Below are 22,353 nucleotides of genomic sequence, written 5' to 3'. Positions count from 1 at the left end.
TGGCGGCGGAGGGGCTTCATTCCTACGCTACAGCCTGGCTCGCGAAGATCTGCTCGCGGGGGAGTCCTCATGTGTCCTCATTGCGGAAAGAACGCGCCCGTCATCCACCGCGGGCTCGCCGCGTACTGCACCGCGTGCGGTCGAGAGCGCCTGCCGTTCGCGGGCAAATCGGTCAGCCTGGCGGGGCAGCCGTCCAGGGTCGGCGGCGTGGTCGCCGGCGTGCTCGGCTGGCTGGTCCTCGTCGGCGGGCTCGCGCTGGCGCTCCTCCTCGGGCTGGGCGCGGCCGCGCTGTTCCCGGGGTCGATCGCCGGCCTCGCGATCGGCCTGCCGATCGGCTTCGTCGCCCTCGCCTTCGGCCTGCTCCTCCTGCTGGGCGGACGGAAGCTCTCCCGCTCCGGGGCGAAGGCCTCGCGCGACGCCCAGGTTCAGGCGATCTTCTCGCTCGCGTCGCACCGCCGCCGCCCGCTCACGGCGCAGGAGGTCGGCGTCGCGCTCGACCTACCGGCCCCAGAGGCGGACGCCCTGCTCACGGAGCTCGCCAAGGAGCGCCCCGGCGACGTGGGCGTCGAGATCGGCGAGCGCGGCGAGATCCTCTACACCTTCCCCGGGATCCCGGGGGCGGCCGCCGTCCGCTTTCCCCAGCCGTCGCTCCGCATCGATCCGGGCGAGGGCACGGCCGATCCCGCGGCGCGCATCTACGCCGACGATCTCGAGGACGAGGACGCGGGGGCGTCGCGGGCCCCCCGTCGCCGCGAGCAGCTCCGCTGAACATGTCCTGCGGCGCGCGTGCTAGCCTCGCGCCGCGCGCCCTCATCGAGCGCCCGGCGCGCGCCGTCGCCCTCGATCCATGGTTCGTCGCGGGGGCGCTCCGGGCTGCTCGCCGCAACCGACCATGAGATGCTCCCCTGTCGCCCTGCTGACCTCCGCCGCGCTCGCGCTCCTCGCGCTCCTGGCCCCCTCGCGGGCCGACGCCTTTGAACGGCAATGGCATGCCGGCGCCGGCGTCGGGTACGCGCTCCTCGCGGACGGCGGGACGTACCCGGGGATCGGCGGCAGCCTGCACCTCGCCTACGGGCTCACGGACGCCTTCAACGCGGTCGCCGAGGTCAACACCGCGTCCCACCCGGGGGGCGATCTCATGCTCCTCGGCGCATCCGCCGGCGCCACGTACGTCATCGATATTCTGCAGTGGGTCCCCTACGTCGGCCTCATGACCGGCGCATACGACAGTGTGCGCCTCGCGCCCTGCGGCTCGTCTGGCCAGCCGGGCTGCCACCGGGGGCAGTTCGGGGTCTCCATCCCGTTCGGCATCGACTACGCGTTCAATCGCGAGTTCGCCGCCGGCTTCGCCGGCAAGTACACGCTGCTCCTCCCTGGCGCGGGCGACGGTCCGGGGAGCTATTTCACGGCGTTCGCCCGCGCGGAGTTCCTCTGGGGATACTAGAGCGGGGTGCAGGCTCGTAGGATACGGGCTCAGCCGCGAGGCAGGCGAGCGAGGCGCACGAAAGTACGCCGCAGCGAGCCGAACGACGCGGATGATCCCGTAGCGCACGACGATGCGCCCCGCTCTGGGCCGTGTGCGCCCGGAGAGAGGAGGAGCGGACCGTGGAACAGCTCTGGCAGCGCATTTCCGAGGGCCGGCACACGGCCTTGCTGAACATCGTCCCCGGGGATCCGCCGGCGCGGCTCGGGCTGCGGATCGTGCGCGTGCGCTGCGACGTCCCCGAGATGACGCTCGGGCCGCTGCGCGACGCGCGGACCCAGATCGAGCGCCTCGCCGGCGGCGCGCAGCCGACGCTCGATCAGGCGCGCAGCCGCGCCGCCTCGGGGCTCCGGCGCCGCCTCCTCGGCGACGTGCACGAGCTGATGGTGGACGCCGAGTTCATCGAGACCGCCAACCGCCTCGCGCAGCAGGCGGATCGCACGTGGGCCATCGTGTTCGACGCGGTCGAGCACGCCGATCCTGCCACGCTCGACGTGCTGCGCCGGGTGGTTTCCCGGCCCGACGCGCTCCGCGTCGCGCTGGTCCTCTCCTTCCGGCTGCACGCGCCGACCGGCCCCGCAGGCGGCCTGGTCGACGCGATGCGCGCCGCCTGCGGAGCCGACGCGCTCCTCCGGCCGGCCGACGGCGCGATCACGCTGACGAGCGCGACCACGCCCCCCCCGCCGCCGCCGCAGGTCGCGGTGCGCGAGCTGCCCGGCGAGGTGCTCCGGGTGCTCCGGGCCGGCGCGATCGTCGGCTCGGGGTTCGAGAGCGAGCTCGTCGCCGCGCTCCTCCGCGTCGACGCGCTCGACGTGCTCGAGGCGCTGCAGCGCGCCGCGGACGCGGGTGTTCCGGTCGAGGACCGCGGCGACGGGCGCTTCCATCTTCCGCAGGAGACCGTCGAGGCGCTCCGCGGCTCGATCCTCCCGTCGCTCGCCCGCGTGTGGCACCGGCGGCTCGCGACGCTGCTCATCGAGGAGCGGACCGAGCCGGACGCCCCGGCCGCGCGCGAGTCGGGCGTCGTCGCGGCCGATCACCAGGCGACCCATGCCGCAGCGGCGCCAGCTTATGCCGCGGCGGCGCCAGCCCATGCCGCGGCGGCGCCGGCCCATGCCGCGGCGGCAGCTCATGCCGCCGCGCCGCCGACGCAGAGCGCGGCCATCCTCACGTCGACCGTCGAGCGGCACGTCATCGCCGGAGCGAACCTCGGCGTGCCTCGCGGCGACGACCCGACCACGAGGGCCGCCGCCGCGCAGGCGAAGGCCGGGGCGCCGCCGCTCTCGACCGCGCCGCCGTCCGCGTCGTTGCCCGCCATGGCGACGCCGCGCACGATGGCCGCCGCGCCCCCGCCGGCGGGCCCGCCGGCGGCGACGGCGTCACCAGCGGCCGCGTCGCCCGGCGCGCCCGTCGCAGGCGGGCCGACCCCCGGAGCCGGCGGCGCGTCGAACGTGGACGAGTGGGAGAAGACCGCCGACCCCACGCTCTCGGTGGCGCGCGGCGGGGTGCCGCGGGCGGCCGAGACGCTGAGGCCGCCGCCGGCCGTGGCCCCTGCAGGCGGCGCGTCCATGAGCAACACGCGCCGCGCGCCTCCGCGCGTCACCCAGGACAGGCCCGCGCCGATGGCCCCCGCAGGGCCCGGCAATCCCGCGTGGTCCTACGCCGATCTGTTCCATCGCAGCCCCGAGAGCCGCCGCGTCTCGGAGCCGCCCGAATCCCTCATGTTCGACGCCCCGCCCGACTCGCTCGACGCGCCCATCCCGGGGCCGATGAGGGTGCCCCGCGATCTCGCGTCCCTCGGCGGCGCCTTCCCGGACGAGCCGAGCCGCTCGGCCCGCGGGGCCTCGCTGCGCGTCCCTGCCGCGCTGTCCGAGCGATCGTCTTCCGGCTCCCGCCACGCCTTCTCCTGGCCGGCGGCGGCCGACTCCGTCGCCGGGCGCACCGCGGCCGAGTCCCTGCGCGCCGCGGCGCCGCTCGGCGTGTCCATGTACCCGGCGCCCGCGGCGCCCGATCGCGCCGAGGCAGCGGGCGCGGCGGCGCACGGCGCTGGGCGCCACCTCCACGACGTGCGCGCGGCGGCGCACCTGACCGAGGCGGGCGAGCACGAGGAAGCGGCGCAGCGCTACTGCGCGGCCGCGGTCGAGGCGGCGGCCATGGGCGCGTACGCCCAGGCCCTGAGCTACGGGCGGAAGGCGCTCTCGCTGCTCGACGGCATGCCGGCCACGCCCGCGCGCCGCCGGCTCCGCATCGGCGCGCTCGCGGGCATCGCCCGGGTGCAATGGCACGCGGCCGGCCCGGACCCCGCCAGCACGCTCGCGGGCGCGCTCGAGGTGCTCGACGCCGCGCGCGCGCTCCTCGCGCAGGGCGACCCGCCGGAGCTGCACGCCGAGGTCGCCACCCTCATCGCCGGCGTCTGTTACGACATGGGCGACGCGCGCTCGCTGGAGCGCGCGCTGGAGGAGCTCGCGACCGCGAGCCGCCTGCTGCTCGACGCCGGGGACGCGCTCGGCGCGGCCCGGCTGCTCAACGATCAGGCGGCGGTCCACGTGCGCATGGGCGATCCCGTCCGCGCGACGCACCTCCTGATCGAGTCGCGCCGGACCTTCGAGGAGCGGGCCCGGGTCGATCCGTCGGCGCGCGTCGAGCTCGCCGAGACCGATCACCTCTTCGCGCGGATCCCGCTCCACGTCCCCGCCCGCCCCGGGCGCGAGTCCGACGCGCTGTCGATGGGCCTCGACCACGCGCTCGCCGCGGAGCGCGCCTACAAGCAGCTCGGCGACACCCGGGAGCTCGCCCGGGTGTGGGAGACGATCGGCCGGCTGGAGCTCCGCAACGGCCGCCTCGACCGCGCGACGCAGCGCCTGACCGCGGCGATCGAGGCCGAGGAGGCGCTCGGCGACCTGCTCGGCCTGGCCCGCTCGACGGCCGCGCTCGCGGAGGTGCTCTCGGCGAAGGGGTTGCACCGGGAGGCGCTGGCGGTGCTGGCCGAGTCGATGGTGATGAACCTCGAGAAGGGCTCGCCGCTCGGGCTCGCGTACAACCGCCGCGCCCTGAACGCGCTCGTCCCGAACATCTCGCTCCAGGGCGAGGAAGCCGAGGAGCTGCGGAAGCTCGCGGCGCAGCTGGCGGCGGCGGAAGCGGCCCTCGGCCGCGCGAAGCTCCCGGGCGAGCCGGACTGAGGCGGGCCCGCGCCGCGCGGCCTTTGACCTTGCCGGCGTGCGTCCGCTCCGGCGAAATGCGCCGCATGTCGTCCTCCTCGACGCGGCGCCGCCGCCATGGCGCCGCGCGGCGCTCCTTGCTCGGCTTGCTCGGCTCCCTCGTCCTCTCGGCGGCGTGCGCGCCGGCCCGGCCGGCGCCTCCGGCTGCGCCTCGGCCTGTCACGTCCGCGCCTCCGGCGCCGCCTTCACCCGCCGGACCGCCGCGGCCTGCGCCCGCGCCGGAGCGGCCCGGGTACGCGGGGCACGGCGCGGCGAGCGTCTCTCCGGAGATCCTGGCGCGCTACGCGCCGCCGCCGCTCCCGGACGACGTCTCGCGCCGGATCCAGGCCATGCTCGACGTGCGCGCTCCTTCCGGAGGCGTCCTCGGGCCGGATGGCAAGGCGCTCTACTTCACCTGGACGATCACGGGGACGAGGCAGGTCTTCCGGCTCGACGGGCCGCAGCGCTTCCCGCTGCAGCTGACGGGCGGCGAGGATCCGACGGTTGTTGCGGACGTCACGCCGGACGGCGCGCGCCTCGTCCTCTCGCGCGACCGCAAGGGCGAGGAGAACCCCGGGCTCTACCTACAGGACGCGAAGGGCGGCCCGCTCGTCGCCATCCAGCACATGCCCGGCGTGCAGACGCAGCTCCAGTTCATCTCAGACGACGGGCGGCACGTTTACTATCGGGCCAACGACGTCAAGAAGGACGCGTACGTCATCTACAGGTACGACATCGCGTCGAGGCAGCGAGAGGTCGTGTTCGATCGCGAGGGCATCTGGCGCGCCGTGGACGCCACGGGCGACGGTCGCCTGCTGCTCGCGAAGGACGTGGGCTCCAACATGAGCGAGCTCTTCGAGTGGGCGCCTCTCGCGAAGGCCGCTCCGGGCGCCGACGCGCTGACTCCCCTCTTCGGGCAGGGCGAGCGCGAGGACTACAGGGCCCTTTACGGCGCGGCCCCCGGCGAGGTCCTCGTGCTCACGCCGCGCCTCGGGGAATATCGCCGGCTCTACAGCTGGAAGGCGGGGAAGCTCACGCCGATCTCGCCGGAGATCCCGTTCGACGTCAGCGCGTTCTCCGTCGATCGGGCGAAGAAGAGGATCCTCTACACGGTGAACGAGCGGGGCTACACGCGGCTCCGCGCGCTCGACGCGAGATCGCACCGCGAGATCAAGCTGCCCGCGCTCCCGGCGGCGGATCACGTGACCCCGGTCTCGACGACGCGGGACGGCCGGTTCACGACGCTGCTCCTGGAGACGTCGACGTCGCCGGCGACGGCGCATGTCCTCGACTGGACGACTGGCAAGCTTTCGCAGTGGCACGCTCCGAGCATGCCCGAGGTGGCGCCGGGCGCGTTCTCCGCGGCCACGCTGGAGTCCTATCCGGCGCGCGACGGCGCGCAGATCCCGATGTTCGTGCGCCGCCCTGCGCGGTGCGAGCGGCCTTGTCCTGTGATCGTCCATTTCCACGGCGGCCCGGAGGTCCAGACCAGGGCTGGGTTCAGCGCGCGGGCGCAGATCTTCGTGGACGCCGGGTTCGTGTTCGTCGAGCCGAACGTCCGCGGGAGCGACGGTTACGGCAAGACATGGCTGCACGCCGACGACGGCGCGAAGCGGCTCGACGTCATCACGGACATCGAGGACGCCGCGAAGTTCGTCAAGGCGAGCTTCGGCCACGAGGGCCGGCCGCCGAAGGTCGGCATCTTCGGCGGCAGCTATGGCGGCTATTCTTCGCTGATCGGCATGACCATGTTCGCCGGCGCGTACGACGCGGGCGCCGCCGTCGTCGGGATGAGCAACCTCGTGACGTTCCTCCAGAACACGGCGCCTTACCGGCGCATCCTCCGGATCTCCGAGTACGGTGATCCCGAGAAGGATCGGGACGCGTTGCTCAAGCTCTCGCCGATCACCTACCTCGATCGGGTGAAGGCGCCTCTGCTGATCGTGCAGGGCGTGTCGGATCCGCGGGTCCCTGCGGGCGAGTCGGTGCAGATCCAGCAGGCGCTGGAGGCAAGGAAGATCCCGTCCGAGCTCATCCTGTTCGCCGACGAGGGGCACGGCGCGCAGAAGCGGGACAACCAGGTGCTCCAGTATGGGCACCTCGTGCGTTTCTTCCGGGCGCACCTCGGGGGCGGGTAGAAACGAGCGGATTCGGGGGGGCCCGGCCCGAAGCCACGTGTCGGCGCGGGTCGAGTTCCGGCGTGAGCAGCGGAATCGTCACGCGTGCGCGGGCGCGCTGGCCGGCGGGCGTCGCGCGGCGGCGGCCACCGCGGCGGCGCGGGGAGCGCGCGGGAGATCGCCGAAGATCTCCGGCATCAACGACGTCTTGCCGTGGAGCCGGAGCACACACTCCACGAGGAGCTTCGCCGCGCGATAGGTGTTGATCCACTCGTCGCGGGCGGCCTTCATCTCCGGGGTCACGGTGCGGCGCGCGAGCCGGGTCTTGCGCACGCTCCTGATGAGCGGCTCGATGGCGTCCCGGGAGCGCTCGAGGTCGTCCGTCCACGCCTCGCGCTCGGGCAGCTGCCCCTCGTGCTGCTCGAGCACCTCGATCGCGTGCGTCAGCGCGGCGGCGAGCGCCGCGGGGCGGCGGCGCAGCACGGTGGCGAGCGACTGGCCCTGGAGGAGCTCGCGGGCCAGCGCGACCCCGTTGGGCCGCGAGGCGGCGCGCTCCACGAGGCGGCGCAGCAGGCCGCGGCCCGCCGCGACCGGATCGGCCCGGACGCCCCTCGAGCCGCGGGACGCGCTGGGAGGCACGGGAGCGGCCGTCGCGTCCAGCTTCGCCTTGCGCAGGGCCTCGGTCGCGGCGTCCAGGCGCGCCGTGACGGTGCGCAGCGCCTTCCCGAACCCCGCGTCGACCGGCAGGACGAGCTTCTGGATCTGCGACGCGGTGAAGCTGCCGTACGTCTCGATATCACGCTGGTAGATGTGGGGATCGGGCATGGAAGCGACTCCACCGCGCGCGGGCGCGTTCAGGGCGGGCGCCATCATACCTGTCGCCGGCGTTGACGAAAGGAGTCGACCTCGCGAGAGTGGGAACGATGGGGCGGCGACGGCGATGATCACGAAACAGCTCAAGAGCCTGCTGATGATCCCGTCGCCGAACGCGCCGCGACCCCGGCCTGGCGCGCCGACCTCGGCGGCAGCGGCGCGCGCCCCCTCGGAAGCAGCCGGCGCTGCTCGCGCGGACGCGCCTGCGCCGCCCGAGCCGAGCGAGGCGCACGCGCCGCGTCCGACCGGCGAGCAGGCCGCGAGCCGCGCGCCGGCGGTGCCGAGCTACCTGCGCGCCGCAGCGGACGCGCCCTCGCCCGCCGCCGCGTCGATTTCGCCCGCGGCCGCGTCGATTTCGCCCGCGGCCGCGTCGATTTCGCTCGTGCCGGAGGGGATGCGGCACTTCAAGCTCCACGGGACGGAGCGCTCCTCGGACGCTCCCAGGGGCCCGGCGCTGCCCTTCAAGTCGGGCGACGCCTCGACGTCCACGGCACATGCCGAGCCGCGCCGCTCGCCGCCGGCGCCGGTCGACGCAGCGTCGCTGGTGCCGCCGGGCATGCGGGGGTTCACCGAGCTCCGTGGCACGCAGCCCACCTCCGCGGCCGCTTCCGGCGCGCCCGTGCTGCCGTTCGGCCCCCCTGCCCCGCCGGAGCCTGCGCGCCCCGCCTCGCCGACCGCGGTCCTGCCCGCCCTCCCTGCCCCGCCGGAGCCTGCGCGCCCCGCCCCGCCGACCGCGGTCCTGCCCGCCGTCCCTGCCCCGCCGGAGCCCGCGGATCCCGCCGTGGCGATGGCCCTGGTGCCGAAGGGCATGCGCGGCTTCACCAGCCTGACCGGTACGCACCCGACATCCGGAGCGCCCTCAGGCGCGCCGTTGCCGTTCGCATCCGGCCCCCGCGCCGCGCCGGCCGCTCCCTCGGCCCCGCCGCCGACGCCGGCGCTCTCGCTGGAGCAGTACGCATCGCTCTGCGCCGATCTCGCCGCCTCTCCTGGCGACGCCGAGGCCCTCTTCGCGCGGTACGGGCTCGGCCGGCCCGAGGAGCGCGCCGCGGTGGACGCCTTCTGGCGCGATCGCCTGGCGCGCGACCCGGCCGCGCACCGGCGCTGGCAGGAGCTTTACTCGCAGCACCGTTCCCGCTCCGCTCCCGCAGGGGAGAGCCGCAACGAGCCAAGATGAGCGCCGCGCGGTGTCGTCGCGCGCGCGCCACCCGAGGAGACCCGACCATGGCCATCGACGTGAGCCTGACGTTCCCCCGTTCCGGAGTCACCGGCTTCGAGGTCCACCAGATCGAGTACCGGGACGCGCTCAACGAGCTCTTCGAGCTGACGCTCGACGTGGTGAGCACCGATCCGGAGCTCGATCTCTCCAGCGTCGTGGGCGAGGAGATCGTCATCGAGCAGAGCACCGAGCCGTTCCTCAAGAAGGTCCACGGCATCGTGCGCCGGGTGCGGCAGGTCTCCGCGGAGCCCAGCGGCGTGTCGCGGTACGAGTTCGCCGTGGTCCCGCCCCTCTGGCTCGCCACGCGGAGCGCGGATCACCGCATCTTCCAGGGCCTCACGGCGGACGGCGTGTGCAAGGTCGTGGCGGGCGCGTACGGCGGACGTATCCCGGCGCCGAGCTCGCTCGTCGCGTCGCCGGACCGGCCAGCGCGCGAGTACCGCGTCCAGTACGGGGAGACCGACTTCGATTTCATGTTCCGCGCGCTCGCGGAGGAGGGCCTCGTCTCGTACTTCGATCACGGGCCAGGCGGCAGCGACTGGGTCCTCTCCGAGGACACGGCGTTCACGGACGACGGCGCGCCCCGGGTGCCGTTCGTGCCGCCGGTGGACGCGGGCATGAACGCGGCGGGCCCCGCGGTCTCGTTCATCGCGATCACGTCGTCGATCGAGACGTCGATGGTCACGGTGCGGGACTACGACTTCAAGAAGCCGGAGTACGTCCTCGATCAGCGCGCCGAGACCTCGCAGCGGGCGTTCGTCCGCGAGGCGACGCTCGAGCGGTACGAGTTCTCGACGAACCGGTTCACGGCGGCCTCCGAGAAGCGGGGCGAGGCGCTGGCCAAGCAGTACCTGGAGGAGGCCCGATCGGAGCGGCGCACCTTCGAGTGCCACACGAGCTTCGCGCTCGGCGCTGGCGCCCGCTTCACGGTCGAGGGGCACCCGCGGGCCGACGTGAACGGCCAGCTGCTCGTGATCCGCTCCCGCTGCGCCGTCACCGAGGGCGCCGACGGCCGTCCCGCGCGCCGGAACGTCCTCGTCTGCGTCCCTGCCGGCGATCCCTGGCGCCCTGCGCGCCGCCCCAAGCCGCGCATCTTCGGCACGCAGACCGCCTTCGTCGTCGGCAACAAGGCCGGCGTCGACGAGATCGACGTCGACGAGCACGGCCGCGTCAAGGTCGAGTTCCGCTGGGATCGCCGCGATCTGCACGAGGGCAACCCCACCCGCTTCGTCCGCGTCTCTCAGGGCTGGGCGGGCCTCGACTACGGCTTCGTCATGCTCCCCCGCGTCAACGAGGAGGTCATCATCGCCTACCTCGACGGCGACCCCGACGAGCCCGTCGTCGTCGGCCGCCTCCACAACGCCTGGAGCGTCGCCCCCCTCAAGCTCCCGGCCGAGAAGACCCGCTCGATCTGGAAAAGCAAGACCTCGCCCGGCGGCGAGGGCTTCAACCAGATCATGATGGAGGACAAGAAGGGCGAGGAGCTGCTCGAGCTCCACGCCCACCGCGACAACCTCGTCACCGCCGGCGCCAACCAGACCGTCGATGTGGGCGGAGACCAGAAGGTCCACGTCGCTGGCAAGCGAGAGGACCATGTCGAGGGCGCGGTCAAGGAGGACTACGACACGTCCCTGACCACGACCATCGGCGGGAAGCAGGAGACGACGGCCCAGGACGTGATCGAGCGCTACGCCAGCCAGGACACCGAGATGGCGGGCAAGAAGCACACGAAGGCCGGCGCCGTGGACGAGGACTTCGCGAGCCTCAAGACGACCATCGCGGGGCTGCACGAAGAGAAGTTCGGGACGACGGAGCTTTCGGGCGGGAAGGTCCAGTGGAGGGTGGGCGCGCTCGACTGGGAGACGAAGGGGCTCAGCTGGACCCTCAGCGAGAAGGGCTACATCAAGGCGCCGAGCTTCGTCATCGATTCGCCGGAGTTCAAGGTCACCAACGCGGGGAGCCACAAGGAAATCAAGGGCGTGTGGGAGACATTGCAGGCAGCCCGGAAAGACACCGCCTCGCACAAAGCCGCGTTCATCACATCAGACACGAAAGGGGTGGTTGTAGAGCACAAGTTCTTTGTCTCGAGCCTCAACTTTGGCGCGGAGAAGATCGACGTCACGATCATGAAAGTCGATCTGGCAGGCTTCAAGCTCCAGAACAATGCCTTCAACCTGAAGAAGCTTGGAGAGGTAGCGGACATAGCCGGAGTCAAGACAACGATCGCCGGAATTTTCTCCATTGCATAAGCACCTTCCCCGCTGGCGACATATCATTCAAGCAAAGAAGGCATGGGGGCGACGTAGGTCAACCTAGGATTTCCTGGAACCATCCAGGCGCGCACCTTGCCCCCCTCACCGCCAAGCTCATCGAACCGCTTCCTGTCGAGAGCCCAAAGAGAAGCGCGCGCGAGCACAATGGCTGGTTGATTGGCTCGAGTGATCAGCACTTTAGTACCGAACCCCGAGCTCCAATGGGTGGACAAGCGACCGACGACTTCGTTCTCAGGGCGGCAAATATGCCAGTAGCGCAATCTCATCCGAAGCCACAAACACAGGAAGATAGCAGCAGGAACGACGAAGCAACCAGCGATCGCCAACTCGATGCGCTCGAATGCACCTGGTGCAACGACAAAAAATCCTAGCGCCCCCAGGACCCCTAGACCGCCACCTATCGTAACGGCAGGCGTCTGAAAGCGCATGAGGTTAGCCGGCTCCCGCCGCGGGTCGGCTGCGACATGGATGACGAGCCACCAGCGCTTCTTGATCCTCGGCGGGTGCAGCGCAGCCCACACCGCATCCGGCAACGCGACCCGCGCCGAGCAGTAGCCGCACGGCACGATCCGGCTCGACCCATCCGCCACGAGCGGCCCGCCGCACTGGGTGCACGCGACATGCACCGGCTCGCGCGGTCGCTCCTCGGCCACCGCCGGCTCATCGCTCACGAAGCCTAGGACAGGGCTGTTCTCCGGAAGCCACGGCGGCTTCGGCAAGATCGCCCGCCCAGCCCCACACGCGGGACAGACGCAGCCCCCCTGCGGCGCGAGGCGCATCGTTGTCTGGCAGCGCGGGCACGGCGGGGCGTCGTGGCCGCGCTGCCACTCGACGTGCGGCCCCGGTGGAGGGCCGCCCTCGCCCCACACCGGGCCGTGGCGCAGGTACCCGGTCGCGAACTGCACAACGTCCTTCTCGACGCCGCCCAGCGCCTCGTCCCACACCGACGGCGGCAGCGCCGACTCCATGAGGCAGCTCGAGCAGCGGGACCGGTCGGTCAACGTGTTGACCGCCATCGGCGCGCTGCAGTGGGGGCACGGGCTCAGCAGCTCGATGCCGGCAAACTCGACGGTCGCGGTGCTCATCCTGTCCTGGGGTCGGCGGCGCCTCGGAGCGCGTTGCGTACACTCTATACCCACTGCACGCCGCGCGGTCCGCACCTTCGAGTGCCACACGAGCTTCGCGCTCGGCGCCGGCGCCCGCTTCACGGTCGAGGGGCACCCGCGGGCCGACGTGAACGGCCAGCTGCTCGTGATCCGCTCCCGCTGCGCCGTCACCGAAGGCGCCGACGGCCGTCCCGCGCGCCGGAACGTCCTCGTCTGCGTCCCTGCCGGCGATCCCTGGCGCCCTGCGCGCCGCCCCAAGCCGCGCATCTTCGGCACGCAGACCGCCTTCGTCGTCGGCAACAAGGCCGGCGTCGACGAGATCGACGTCGACGAGCACGGCCGCGTCAAGGTCGAGTTCCGCTGGGATCGCCGCGATCTGCACGAGGGCAACCCCACCCGCTTCGTCCGCGTCTCTCAGGGCTGGGCGGGCCTCGACTACGGCTTCGTCATGCTCCCCCGCGTCAACGAGGAGGTCATCATCGCCTACCTCGACGGCGACCCCGACGAGCCCGTCGTCGTCGGCCGCCTCCACAACGCCTGGAGCGTCGCCCCCCTCAAGCTCCCGGCCGAGAAGACCCGCTCGATCTGGAAAAGCAAGACCTCGCCCGGCGGCGAGGGCTTCAACCAGATCATGATGGAGGACAAGAAGGGCGAGGAGCTGCTCGAGCTCCACGCCCACCGCGACAACCTCGTCACCGCCGGCGCCAACCAGACCGTCGATGTGGGCGGAGACCAGAAGGTCCACGTCGCTGGCAAGCGAGAGGACCATGTCGAGGGCGCGGTCAAGGAGGACTACGACACGTCCCTGACCACGACCATCGGCGGGAAGCAGGAGACGACGGCCCAGGACGTGATCGAGCGCTACGCCAGCCAGGACACCGAGATGGCGGGCAAGAAGCACACGAAGGCCGGCGCCGTGGACGAGGACTTCGCGAGCCTCAAGACGACCGTCGCGGGGCTGCACGAAGAGAAGTTCGGGACGACGGAGCTTTCGGGCGGGAAGGTCCAGTGGAGGGTGGGCGCGCTCGACTGGGAGACGAAGGGGCTCACGTGGACCCTCAGCGAGAAGGGCTACATCAAGGCGCCGAGCTTCGTCATCGACGCGCCGGAGTTCAAGGTCACCAACGCGGGGAGCCACAAGGAAACGAAAGGCTTCGTGGACACGGTGATCGCGAGCTGGAACGACAGGACCTGGTACAAGTCGGCGGTCATCGGCATTGATATGAAAGCAGTGATCGCCGAGAACAAGAATTTCGGCCGAAGCATTAACATCGGCTATCAAAAGCTGGACATAACTGGCTTCAAGATCGACTTCGCCGCATTCAAGATGCAGAACAACGCCGTCAACATGAAGACCATCGGCACCGTCAAAAAGGAAGCTCTCCACTCGACGCTCGCGGGTATCTTCTCGATCGCATGAATCAGCATCTCTCGACGCAGCGAGCCGCACTCCATGGGTAACGACCCGAACAAAGGTACCTATTCCAGCACAGAAGGCACTGCCTCAACGTGAGTCCGATCAGCTCTTCCCGGCACCATCCATGCGCGGACTTTGCCGCCCGCCCCGCCGAGTTCAGCAAAGCGCTCGGCGCTAATGTACCGTAGAACGGCACGTGCCAAAACAACCTCCGGCTGATGCGGCTTCGCGAGGAGCACGCCGGCCTTGTGCTGCAAGTACCAAGGGTCTACCAGACGGCCTACGATTTCGTGTTCAGGACGACAGATCGTTCCGTATAGCCAGCGCCCTCGGAGCCACAAGGCGACGATGACGACAATCACCGTGAGGAGAGAGGCGACAACCACTTCGATTCGCCAATCAAATAGTGCACAGAGAAGGCCAATGGGCCAGGGTCCCCCCCAGCACCGCGAGGAGGATAGCCCAGAGCGCTGGTTCGCTAAACAGGTCGGGCCGCGCCGGCTCCCGCCGGGGATCGGCCTCTACGTACACGGCGAGCCACCACCGCTTCTTGATCCGCGGCGGGTGCAGCGCAGTCTACACCGCATCGGGCAACGCGACCCGCGCCGAGCAGTAGCCGCACGGCACGATCCGGCTCGACCCATCCGCCACGAGCGGCCCGCCGCACTGGGTGCAGGCGACGTGCACCGGCTCGCGCGGCCGCTCCTCGGCCATCGCCGGCTCGTCGCTCACGAAGCCCAGGACAGGGCTGTTCTCCCGCAGCCACGGCGGCTTCGGCAAGATCGCCCGCCCCGCCCCGCACGCGGGGCAGACGCAGCCCCCCTGCGGCGCCAGGCGCATCGACTGCTGGCAGCGCGGGCACGGCGGGGCGTCGTGGCCGCGCTGCCACTCGACGTGCGGGCCTGGCGGCGGGCCGCCCTCGCCCCACACCGGGCCGTGGCGCAGGTACCCGTTCGCGAACTGCACAACGTCCTTCTCGACGCCGCTCAGCGCCTCGTCCCACACCGACGGCGGCAGCGCCGATTCCATGAGGCAGCTCGAGCAGCGGCACCGGTCGGTCAGCGTGTTGACCGCCATCGGCGCGCTGCAGTGGGGGCATGGGCTCAGGAGCTCGATGCCGGCAAACTCGACGGTCGCGGTGCTCATCCTATCCTGGGTCGACGGCGCCTCGGAGCGCGTTTCGTGCATCGTACACGAAGCGCTGCTCCGGCGCACAAAGCGCTGCCCCGGAGCACGAAATGCTGCCCCTGACGCGATCGATGGCTCCAGCCGTCAGCTCGATCGCAGCAGCCGCCGGCGCCTCGACGTGGCCCAGCCGTCCTCTCGCGCCCGCCCTAGAAGCCGCGACCCCGACCGAGCCCCCGTCTCACAGCCCTGCTTTGGCGAGCCGCGCCGGCAGGCGCTCTCCGAAGCTCGCTGGCGCGAGCCGGCCGGCTTGCCGGTCCCTCCTGCCGGACGCCTTCGCGACCGCTGCTCATGGGCAGCAGGTGAAGAGCGCGCTCGCGGCCTCGCCATCGAGGCAGGCCGCGTTGCCAAAGCCGTACCCGATATGGAAGAGCGTCTGGTCGGTGCGCGCGCACAGGACGCTGACTTCGGCATCGAGCACCGGTAGTGCCTGGCACAGCTCCCCGTGGTCGAGCTTGCTCGTCCAGCACCGGGACGACGGCAGCGGCTCCGCCGCCGGGCAGCACGTGTAGGCGGCCCTCATGTTCTCGCTGATCCCGCAGCCAGAGCTGTCAGAATCGTAATCGAGGGCGGCGAGATCCCCTCCCTGGTTCCTGCACGTGATGTAGGCCTCGTCCTTCAGATCGATGCTGTCACGGCAAGTGAAGCCGTCGCCGAGCTGACCGCTCCAGCACTCGGTCGGCTCGCCGTCGAGGCACGTGTGCTCGATACCGCGGTAGCCGCCGTCTCTACAGGGCTCGAGCAGCCTGACGTTGCCAAGGATGAGGCCCTGCGCGTCGCACATCGCCTCGACCTCGCTCGTCAAGTCATCCGCCGTCCGGCAGCCCGTCTCTTCCTGCGGAGACGTCGACTCCTCGCTCGGCTTCGCCGTTGCAGGTCCGTCCGGCCCCTGGGCGCTGCTCTCGGCGCTTCGTTCGTCCTTTTGCCCAGCCACCCCCGCTGGCACGCCGGCGCCGCCGGTGCCTCGGCTCGACGAGGGGAGCTGGCCGCGCGACGGCGACGCCTGGACCGGCGGACGTTCCAGGGCGTCGACCCACCCGGGGGTCGACGGGAGCGCGACGTCCGACGGCTGGGCGCGCGCGCGCAACGACGAGGCTGGGGGGGTGCGGCCCTCGGGGAGCTCGCCGCTGCGCTGGCTTAAGGGCGCGTTGCGCGCGTCCGGCGGCGCTGCCGAGCTGTGCGGCGCAGGGGGCGAGGCCTTCGGCGGCGGAGCGAGCCGGCGGGGCGGCTCCCGGAGGAGCGGGGCGAGGATCCGGGGCGGCGCCGGCGGGTGGCCCTCGGCCGGCGTGCGCTCCGGGATCCCGCCGTCCGTGCGGGAGCGATCGCCGACGATCTCGATCGCCGGATCGACGGCCGGGCTGCTCGCGGAGACCTCGGGGGTCGCGGGGCGCTGGAGAGCGGCGCCGAGGGCGACCGCGGCCGTTCCGGCGGCGAGGGCCAGCGCGAGCGGGCGCCCCACGCGCCGGGCGAGGGACGGGCGCGCCCCGCGCAGCTGCGCGCCGAGGCTCGCCGCGAGCCGGGGCGACGGCGCCGCCGCCGCGAGCCGCGCGTCGACCTCGTGCAGCAGCGCGAGCAGGTCGCGGTCTCGCGTCATGGCCCCACCTCCCACCCGGCGTCGCGGAGCCGCGCGACGGCCCTTTGAATCAGCTTGCACACGTACCCTTTGGAGTGGCCAAGGACGCTCCCGATCTCCTCCTGCTCCTTGCCGTCGAGATAGAACATCGAGAATGCCACCTGCTCCTTGGGAGGCAGCGTGCCCAGCGCCTTGAACGCCCGGCGCAGATCGTCGCGCGCGATGGCCACCTCTTCCAGCATCGGGCGCGGATCGGCCTCGTCCTGCCCGAGCAGCCAGCGGATGGGCGCGAGGTCGAGGAACCGGTCCCGCCGCAGGCGGTTCAGGCAGCGATTCGAGGTCGCCCGGTACAGCCATCCTTCGAGGTTGTCTCGATCGGTCAGCGTCGCGAGCGCCTTCATGAGGTCGAGAAACACGTCCTGCGTCACATCCTCGGCCCAGGCCACGTTGCCGCGGCCGTAACGGAGGGCGAGGCGGTACACCAGGAGATGGTGGCGGCGGTACAGCGCCTCGGCGTCCAGCGCCGCTGCGCCCGAGGCCCGCCCCCTGGACGCCGGGAGATCCTGGGACGACATGGGGGCGATGTGCTCGGGCGGGTCGTACCGCTCGCCGTCTGCGGGACGGGGGAGCAGCTCCCCGGCCCCGGCCTGCGGGCCGAGCCGGGATCGCGCGGCGAGATTCACGGGAGCCTCGGCGCGAGGGACCCGTCCGCCGCGATGCACCATGAGCCGACCACCAGCACCGTCATCTCGCACACTACACAACCGAGATCGCCGCCGGTTTCCTCTCGGCGCGCCGCGGTGACGATCGCGCAGGCCCGGATCTGGGGGCTCCTTGAAAATTCTACCGAGCCCTGGATCGTGCCCCTCTCACCTCCACGGTGATGAGCGCGCGCCACGGCCGCGACGTTCCGGATCCCCACGCTGCGCTTGGGCGACGCGGCGCTGGTTCTGAAGCTCCTGGCCTGTACGCAGCCGAGGTCCCCGCCGCAGCCGCCCCCATCCCCACGTCGTGATGCTGGTTGCGCCCCCTGCATCACGCCTCCGCGAGCTCGCCCAAAGAATCGACGCAGCGGAGCTACGGCGCAGCGAGCAGAAACTCCCAGATCGTCTTCTGTGAGTCCTGAGGAAGCGTGTGACCGAGCTCGTGTTGCCACCACCACGTCGGCTTGGTGCAGCCCTCGTAAGCGACGCACGAGCCCGCGCCTGCGGGCGAAGTGCCGGAGCCGCATTGATTCAAGGCCACGAACCTGTCCCGGGTCTGGATGCCGGAGTCGAGCGGCTCGGCGTTGTCCGCCGCGCCGTGGACGATGAGAGCGCTCACCGGTCCGGCGCACGGACCTTCGGGCGGCCCACCCGCGCCGGAGACCAGCGCGCGCACCTGATCGCCCAGCGCGCAGCCCGCCTGGGCCGACATCCAGCCACCCCAGCTGAAGCCCACCAGGAAGACGCGCGAACGATCGATACAGTGCGACGCCGCGGCCTCGTCGATGAGCGCCTTGGTGAACGCAACGTCGGGGGACGTCGTGCTGCGATTGTCCCATCCCACGGCATCGCCGTACCAATCCTGCGGCACGCCATCGGGGAACATCAGGACGGCTTGCCCCCCGGTGGTGTCGCGGAGGGCGAAGGTGGACACGTCTCCCTGACCCGTGCCGCTGTGCCCGTGAAAGCTGATGACGAGCGGCGCGGGCGACGTCGTCGTCGCGGGGACGAGATAGTAGCGGCGGGTCGTGCCGCCCACCTCGATCGACCTGTAACCTTCGGTTGCCTGGTCCGGCGCCGCGCAGCCATCGCTCGGGTCGCCGCCGCCAGCGCCCGTCGCGCCAGCGCCCGTCGCCGGGCCGCTGCCGCCGATGCCGCCCGAGCTTGTCGAGCCGCCGGTCGACGCTCCTTGGCCGCCCGAGCTGCCGTTGCTGCCGCCGCTGCTCTGGCTGCCGGTGCCGCCCTCCGCCCCCGAAGTCCCTCCGGAGGTCGAGCCCCCGCCGCCAGCCTCGCCGTCGCCGGAGCTCGCGCCGCCGCTTCCGCTGCACGCGGCCACGCAACCGCCGACGAGGGCAGCCAGCGCGATCGACGAAACGACGCCTTCACCATATTGGTACTTCAAGAGCCACCTCGCCCCTTCCACACGCTGGACATGCCCCGCATCACCCGCAGGCTGTGGAGTGTACCACTGTCCATTCGATGGGGACCCTGAGGTGCGGGGCGGCCGGAGCTCGGCGCCCTGGGTCAGCTCCGTTGAGCCGAGGGGCTCAATCGCAGGCCATGTTCGCGCAAGGGTCGCAAACAGCGGGCAGGCAGCGGCCGTCGACCACGATATTCCTCGCGCAGAGCGCGTCCAGCACGCCGCCGAACGAGCTTTCACCGGGGTTCCCCGAGAGCGAGACCCGCGCGCAGCGGTCGAACACGACGTCGTTCAGCGGAGACGCGTCCTCGATCAGGTTGTCCGACAGATCCAGGACGCCGATGCGCTGTACGCCCAGGAGGGGCGTGAGGTCGGTGATGGAATCGGAGCGCGCCTCGATCCAGGTGAGACCCGCGAGCCCCGTGACCCAGCTCAGATCCGCGCCGCTCGCGCCGATCTCGCTGATCGTCACCCCCCTCAGCTGCGGGTACGTGGAGAGCAGGGACGTGTCCGCCAGCGGATTGCGAGCGAGCCCCAGGTGCTGCAGGGCGGGCACGCGCGCGGGGTCGAGCCCGGCGATCGACGCGATGTGATTGCCGCTCAGGTGCAGGTTCGCGAGGGCCGGAAGGACCGCTCCGAGGCGCACGTCCTCGACCTCCGCGTCATCGAGGATCAACGTCGTCAGGGAGTGGAGGCCCGGCAGCGTCGCGAGGCTCGTCACCTTGGTCTCGGTGAAGTTCGCGTTGTCCAGCGCCGGAAACCTGGAGAGGCTCGAGAGCTCGGCGACGTCGGTGTGGTCGACCGAGAGATGGAACAGGGCGTGTGTACCGTCCAGCCCTTCGAGGGCCTCGAGCGGATTGCCCGACAAGTTCAGGTTCTGAAGCTCCGGAAGGTCGTTGAGGTCCCTCGTCGACGACACCAGGTTGTCCTTCGCGGAAAGCGTCATGAGCCCCTGGTGCCCGGAGAGCGCGCCCAGCGAGACGATCCGATTCCCGTCGAGGTGCAGGTTGTAGAGCCGCGGCAGGCGCGCGAGGACCGAGATGTCCTCGATCCGATTGCCCTGGAGGAACAGCTGCTCGACCGATCTGGCGCACTCGAGGCCGCTCAGGTCCTCGATGCCGAGGTCGGCGAGGAAGAGGATGTCAGGCGCGGCGACCGCCGCCCCCGGGATCGGTTCGCCGGCGCCGAGGCCGAGCTGCTCGCGCAAGCCCGCGGCGAGCGCCGGATCCGGCACGTCCAGGGTGCCGTTGCAGCCCTCCGGAGCCGGCCTGGGGTCGATGCTCGGGTTGCCCGGAGCGCCGCCGGTATCGCTCGACGCGTCCCCCGTGCCCTCCACGCCCCCCGGAGGACCGTTCGACGCGCTCCGATCGTCGACGATGGTGGCGCAGCCGACGAGGGAAAGGCACGTGGCCAAGGCAAAGAAGCCCCGCGTTCTGGTGAGCATGAGGCGGCTCCAGCAAACCCGGTGCCGCCACGGAACACAGCCAGCTTCCGACGATCTCGTTCATCGCCCTGCCCGATGAGCCAGCCTGCGCCAACTCCCCTGTGCCACGTCGCAGCCTGCTCACGCTACCCGCGCGGTCCTCGGCGACGCGCCCCCCCCTTCTGGCGCGGCGACCACGGCGATCGCCCTGATCTATCGTATAATCTATGATTTTATCCCATGGGATAGACCCCAGACCGACGGGAGACGTCAGCGGCCCTTGCCGCCGTCCGCTTCCCCGGGGTTTCTGCGGCCGGCACCGGCGGAGACCGCCTTGGCATCCGACCTGCAATACCCCCCAGCGTCCACGCCAGAGTAGCTCAGCGGTTAGAGCGCGAAAACAACTCCGGACGGTGTTCTCCGGCGCGATGAGCGCCGGCAGTGAGCTCCGGGGTTACTTCCCTTCTCAGGACGAGGTCGCGGGTTCGAGTCCCGCCTCTGGCACCAGGGCACAGCGCGGCAGTGAGCGTCACGGTTCCTTCGTTTTGACACGACCAACCCCGTGACCACCATCCTCCGCGCTGCGCCCGTTTTCTACGAGCGGGGCGCAGCTTCAATCTGCGCCCCGCTCTCGACCCCTCGCCGCGCGTGCGTCGAGGATGGAGGTGTCATCATGGCGTTCTTTCAGCATCTCAAGCGTCAGGACAAGCGCAGCGCCGACTCGCACCTGAACTGGATGGGCGGCCGCTCCTTCGATATCGCCGATCCGCTGACGCGCCTCCGCCTCGCGGCCTCGTCGTGCTTCTTCGGCGAGCCCATGTACTACCACCGCGACCCCGCGGATCCGCGCCCGGCGAAGGCCGTGAACGCGGCGAAGGCGAAGGTGTCGGCGAAGTCGTCGGCGAAGGCGGCGAAGAAGGCGGCCGCCCGCGCGCGCCTCTCGGACGCCGAGGTGCGGCGCCTGCGCGAGACGCTCGGCGCCGTGGATCCGGCCGAGTGGCGCAAGCTCTCGCCGGCGGCGCTGATCGAGAAGGCCATCGACGAGGCGCTCGCGGCCGATCCGGAGGCGACGCTCGCCGAGGCGGTGCGGCTGCGCGAGGAGGAGCATATGCGCACGACGCCCCAGGTCATCCTGGTGCGCGCGGCGAACACCGCCTCCGTGCGCGGGACGGGCCTCGTGCGCAGCTACGCGCCGCGCATCCTGAAGCGCGCGGACGAGCCGGCGGTCGCCCTCGCGTACCAGCTCTACCGCTTCGGCAAGCCGGTGCCGAACGCGCTGAAGCGCGCGCTGCGCGACGCGCTCGAGCGCTTCGACGATCACGCCCTCGCGAAGTACCGGCTCGAGGGCAAGGGGAGCAAGACCGTGGACGTCATGAACCTCGTGCACCCGAAGAGCCCCAGCGTGGACCGCCTCGCAAAGGGCGCGCTCCGCGCGACCGGCCGCACGTGGGAGGCGATCGTCTCGGCGCGCGGCTCGAACCGGACGGCGTGGCGCAAGGCGCTGCCGGTCATGGGCCACATGGCCCTGCTGCGCAACCTGCGCAACCTGATCGAGGCGGGCGTGCCGTTCGACCAGTTCCTCCCGAAGCTCGTCGAGACGGCCGCGGAGGGGAAGCAGCTGCCGTTCCGGTACTACAGCGCTTACCGCGCGGTGAAGGGCTGCGCGCCGGGCGCCGTGCTCGACGCGGTGGAGAAGTGCCTGAACCGCTCGCTCGGCCAGGTGCCGTATTTCCCCGGCCGCGTGATGGTGCTCTGCGACAACAGCGGCTCGGCGCAGGGGACGACCACGAGCAGCCTCGGGACGATGCAGATCTCCACGATCGCGAACCTCACGGGGGTCGTGGCCGGGATGCGCGCGAGCGACGGGCACCTCGGCGTGTTCGGTGACCGGCTGGAGACCTTCGCGGTGCGCAAGCAGGAGAGCGTGTTCTCGCAGCTCGAGAAGGCGGAGCACATCGCCCGCACGATCGGGACGGCGACCGAGAACGGCGTGTGGCTCTTCTGGGATCGCGCGATCCGCGAGCGGCAGCGCTGGGACTCGGTGTTCGTGATGAGCGACATGCAGGCCGGCCACGGCGGCCTGTACGGTACGCGGCCGAAGGACTACGCGGACTTCGCCTGGAACGGGCACTACATCGACGTGGCGAAGCTCGTCGCCACGTACCGCGCCCGGGTGAACCGCGACGTGCGCGTGTTCCTGGTCCAGGTCGCCGGGTACCAGGACACGCTCGTGCCCGAGTTCTACGACCGCACGTACATCCTCGGCGGCTGGGGCGAGGGGCTGCTGCGCTTCGCCGCGGCGATGGCGCAGCAGTAGCAGTAGGCGCGCGATCGGGGCTGGCGCGACGAGCGTCGGCGGCCGTGAGCGT

15 protein-coding genes and 1 tRNA gene are annotated in these 22,353 nt (G+C 71.6%); 9 read left to right on the top strand and 7 right to left on the bottom strand.

Translation table 11 applies throughout. From position 1 onward, the window contains the following. The first annotated feature begins 69 nt into the window (after nt 1-69). From WMF11_RS14240 to WMF11_RS14225, 4 genes are all read left to right on the top strand, one after another. Nucleotides 70-768: a hypothetical protein gene (locus tag WMF11_RS14240; RefSeq protein WP_437977841.1), complete on the top strand. Its 699-nt coding sequence runs from the start codon at nt 70-72 to the stop codon at nt 766-768. A 124-nt stretch (nt 769-892) separates the two neighbouring features. After that, nucleotides 893-1,444: a hypothetical protein gene (locus WMF11_RS14235; RefSeq protein ID WP_437745986.1), complete on the top strand. Its 552-nt coding sequence runs from the start codon at nt 893-895 to the stop codon at nt 1,442-1,444. A gap of 161 nt (nt 1,445-1,605) precedes the next feature. After that, the gene (locus WMF11_RS14230) at nt 1,606-4,659 is read left to right on the top strand and encodes a hypothetical protein (protein ID WP_437977840.1); all 3,054 of its coding nucleotides are present in this window, start codon (nt 1,606-1,608) and stop codon (nt 4,657-4,659) included. Between the two features lie 65 nt (nt 4,660-4,724). After that, a complete protein-coding gene (locus WMF11_RS14225) occupies nt 4,725-6,815 on the top strand; it encodes a S9 family peptidase (protein WP_437908935.1) in 2,091 nt (696 codons plus the stop codon). 78 nt (nt 6,816-6,893) lie between these two features. Here the strand turns inward: WMF11_RS14225 and WMF11_RS14220 are convergent, their stop codons facing one another. Next, on the bottom strand, nt 6,894-7,619 hold the full coding sequence (locus WMF11_RS14220) for a hypothetical protein (RefSeq protein WP_437977839.1): 726 nt from the start codon (nt 7,617-7,619) through the stop codon (nt 6,894-6,896). A gap of 115 nt (nt 7,620-7,734) precedes the next feature. Here WMF11_RS14220 and WMF11_RS14215 point away from each other — a divergent pair, with 115 nt between their 5' ends. Then, nucleotides 7,735-8,841 carry a hypothetical protein gene (locus WMF11_RS14215; protein ID WP_437977838.1) on the top strand — a complete coding sequence of 369 codons (1,107 nt, stop codon included), beginning with the start codon at nt 7,735-7,737 and terminating at the stop codon, nt 8,839-8,841. A gap of 47 nt (nt 8,842-8,888) precedes the next feature. Beyond that, nucleotides 8,889-11,132, top strand: coding sequence for a type VI secretion system Vgr family protein (locus WMF11_RS14210; protein WP_437977837.1), 2,244 nt, complete (start codon nt 8,889-8,891; stop codon nt 11,130-11,132). A gap of 23 nt (nt 11,133-11,155) precedes the next feature. Here WMF11_RS14210 and WMF11_RS14205 read toward each other — a convergent pair whose 3' ends face one another. Further along, nucleotides 11,156-12,124 carry a hypothetical protein gene (locus tag WMF11_RS14205; protein ID WP_437977836.1) on the bottom strand — a complete coding sequence of 323 codons (969 nt, stop codon included), beginning with the start codon at nt 12,122-12,124 and terminating at the stop codon, nt 11,156-11,158. On the opposite strand from WMF11_RS14205, the gene WMF11_RS14200 reads away from it, so the two are divergent. Further along, nucleotides 12,123-13,682 carry a type VI secretion system Vgr family protein gene (locus WMF11_RS14200; protein WP_437977835.1) on the top strand — a complete coding sequence of 520 codons (1,560 nt, stop codon included), beginning with the start codon at nt 12,123-12,125 and terminating at the stop codon, nt 13,680-13,682. The genes WMF11_RS14205 and WMF11_RS14200 overlap by 2 nt on opposite strands. Before the next feature lie 573 nt (nt 13,683-14,255). Here the strand turns inward: WMF11_RS14200 and WMF11_RS14195 are convergent. From WMF11_RS14195 to WMF11_RS14175, 5 genes are all read right to left on the bottom strand, one after another. Beyond that, on the bottom strand, nt 14,256-14,825 hold the full coding sequence (locus WMF11_RS14195; RefSeq protein WP_437977834.1) for a hypothetical protein: 570 nt from the start codon (nt 14,823-14,825) through the stop codon (nt 14,256-14,258). 328 nt (nt 14,826-15,153) lie between these two features. Beyond that, nucleotides 15,154-16,458 (bottom strand): hypothetical protein, encoded by a 1,305-nt coding sequence (locus WMF11_RS14190; protein WP_437977833.1) that lies wholly within the window; start codon nt 16,456-16,458, stop codon nt 15,154-15,156. Continuing rightward, on the bottom strand, nt 16,455-17,120 hold the full coding sequence (locus WMF11_RS14185) for an RNA polymerase sigma factor (RefSeq protein ID WP_437977832.1): 666 nt from the start codon (nt 17,118-17,120) through the stop codon (nt 16,455-16,457). Before WMF11_RS14185 ends, WMF11_RS14190 begins: the two co-directional genes overlap by 4 nt. Nucleotides 17,121-17,514: 394 nt before the next feature. Beyond that, nucleotides 17,515-18,543 (bottom strand): alpha/beta hydrolase family esterase, encoded by a 1,029-nt coding sequence (locus WMF11_RS14180; protein ID WP_437977831.1) that lies wholly within the window; start codon nt 18,541-18,543, stop codon nt 17,515-17,517. Nucleotides 18,544-18,688: 145 nt separating this feature from the next. After that, on the bottom strand, nt 18,689-20,005 hold the full coding sequence (locus WMF11_RS14175; protein WP_437977830.1) for a hypothetical protein: 1,317 nt from the start codon (nt 20,003-20,005) through the stop codon (nt 18,689-18,691). A gap of 348 nt (nt 20,006-20,353) precedes the next feature. Between WMF11_RS14175 and WMF11_RS14170 the strand changes: the two genes are divergently transcribed. Both WMF11_RS14170 and WMF11_RS14165 read left to right on the top strand, forming a co-directional pair. Continuing rightward, nucleotides 20,354-20,491: transfer RNA gene (locus WMF11_RS14170), tRNA-Arg, on the top strand. A gap of 166 nt (nt 20,492-20,657) precedes the next feature. Beyond that, nucleotides 20,658-22,301: a TROVE domain-containing protein gene (locus tag WMF11_RS14165; protein ID WP_437977829.1), complete on the top strand. Its 1,644-nt coding sequence runs from the start codon at nt 20,658-20,660 to the stop codon at nt 22,299-22,301. The last annotated feature ends 52 nt before the right edge of the window (nt 22,302-22,353 follow it).

The sequence above is a fragment of the Sorangium sp. So ce295 genome, from assembly GCF_051527405.1.
GTDB lineage: Bacteria > Myxococcota_A > Polyangia > Polyangiales > Polyangiaceae > Sorangium > Sorangium cellulosum_B.
Note: the sequence above shows the minus strand (reverse complement) of the source record. Positions and strands in the feature narration are given on the sequence as shown.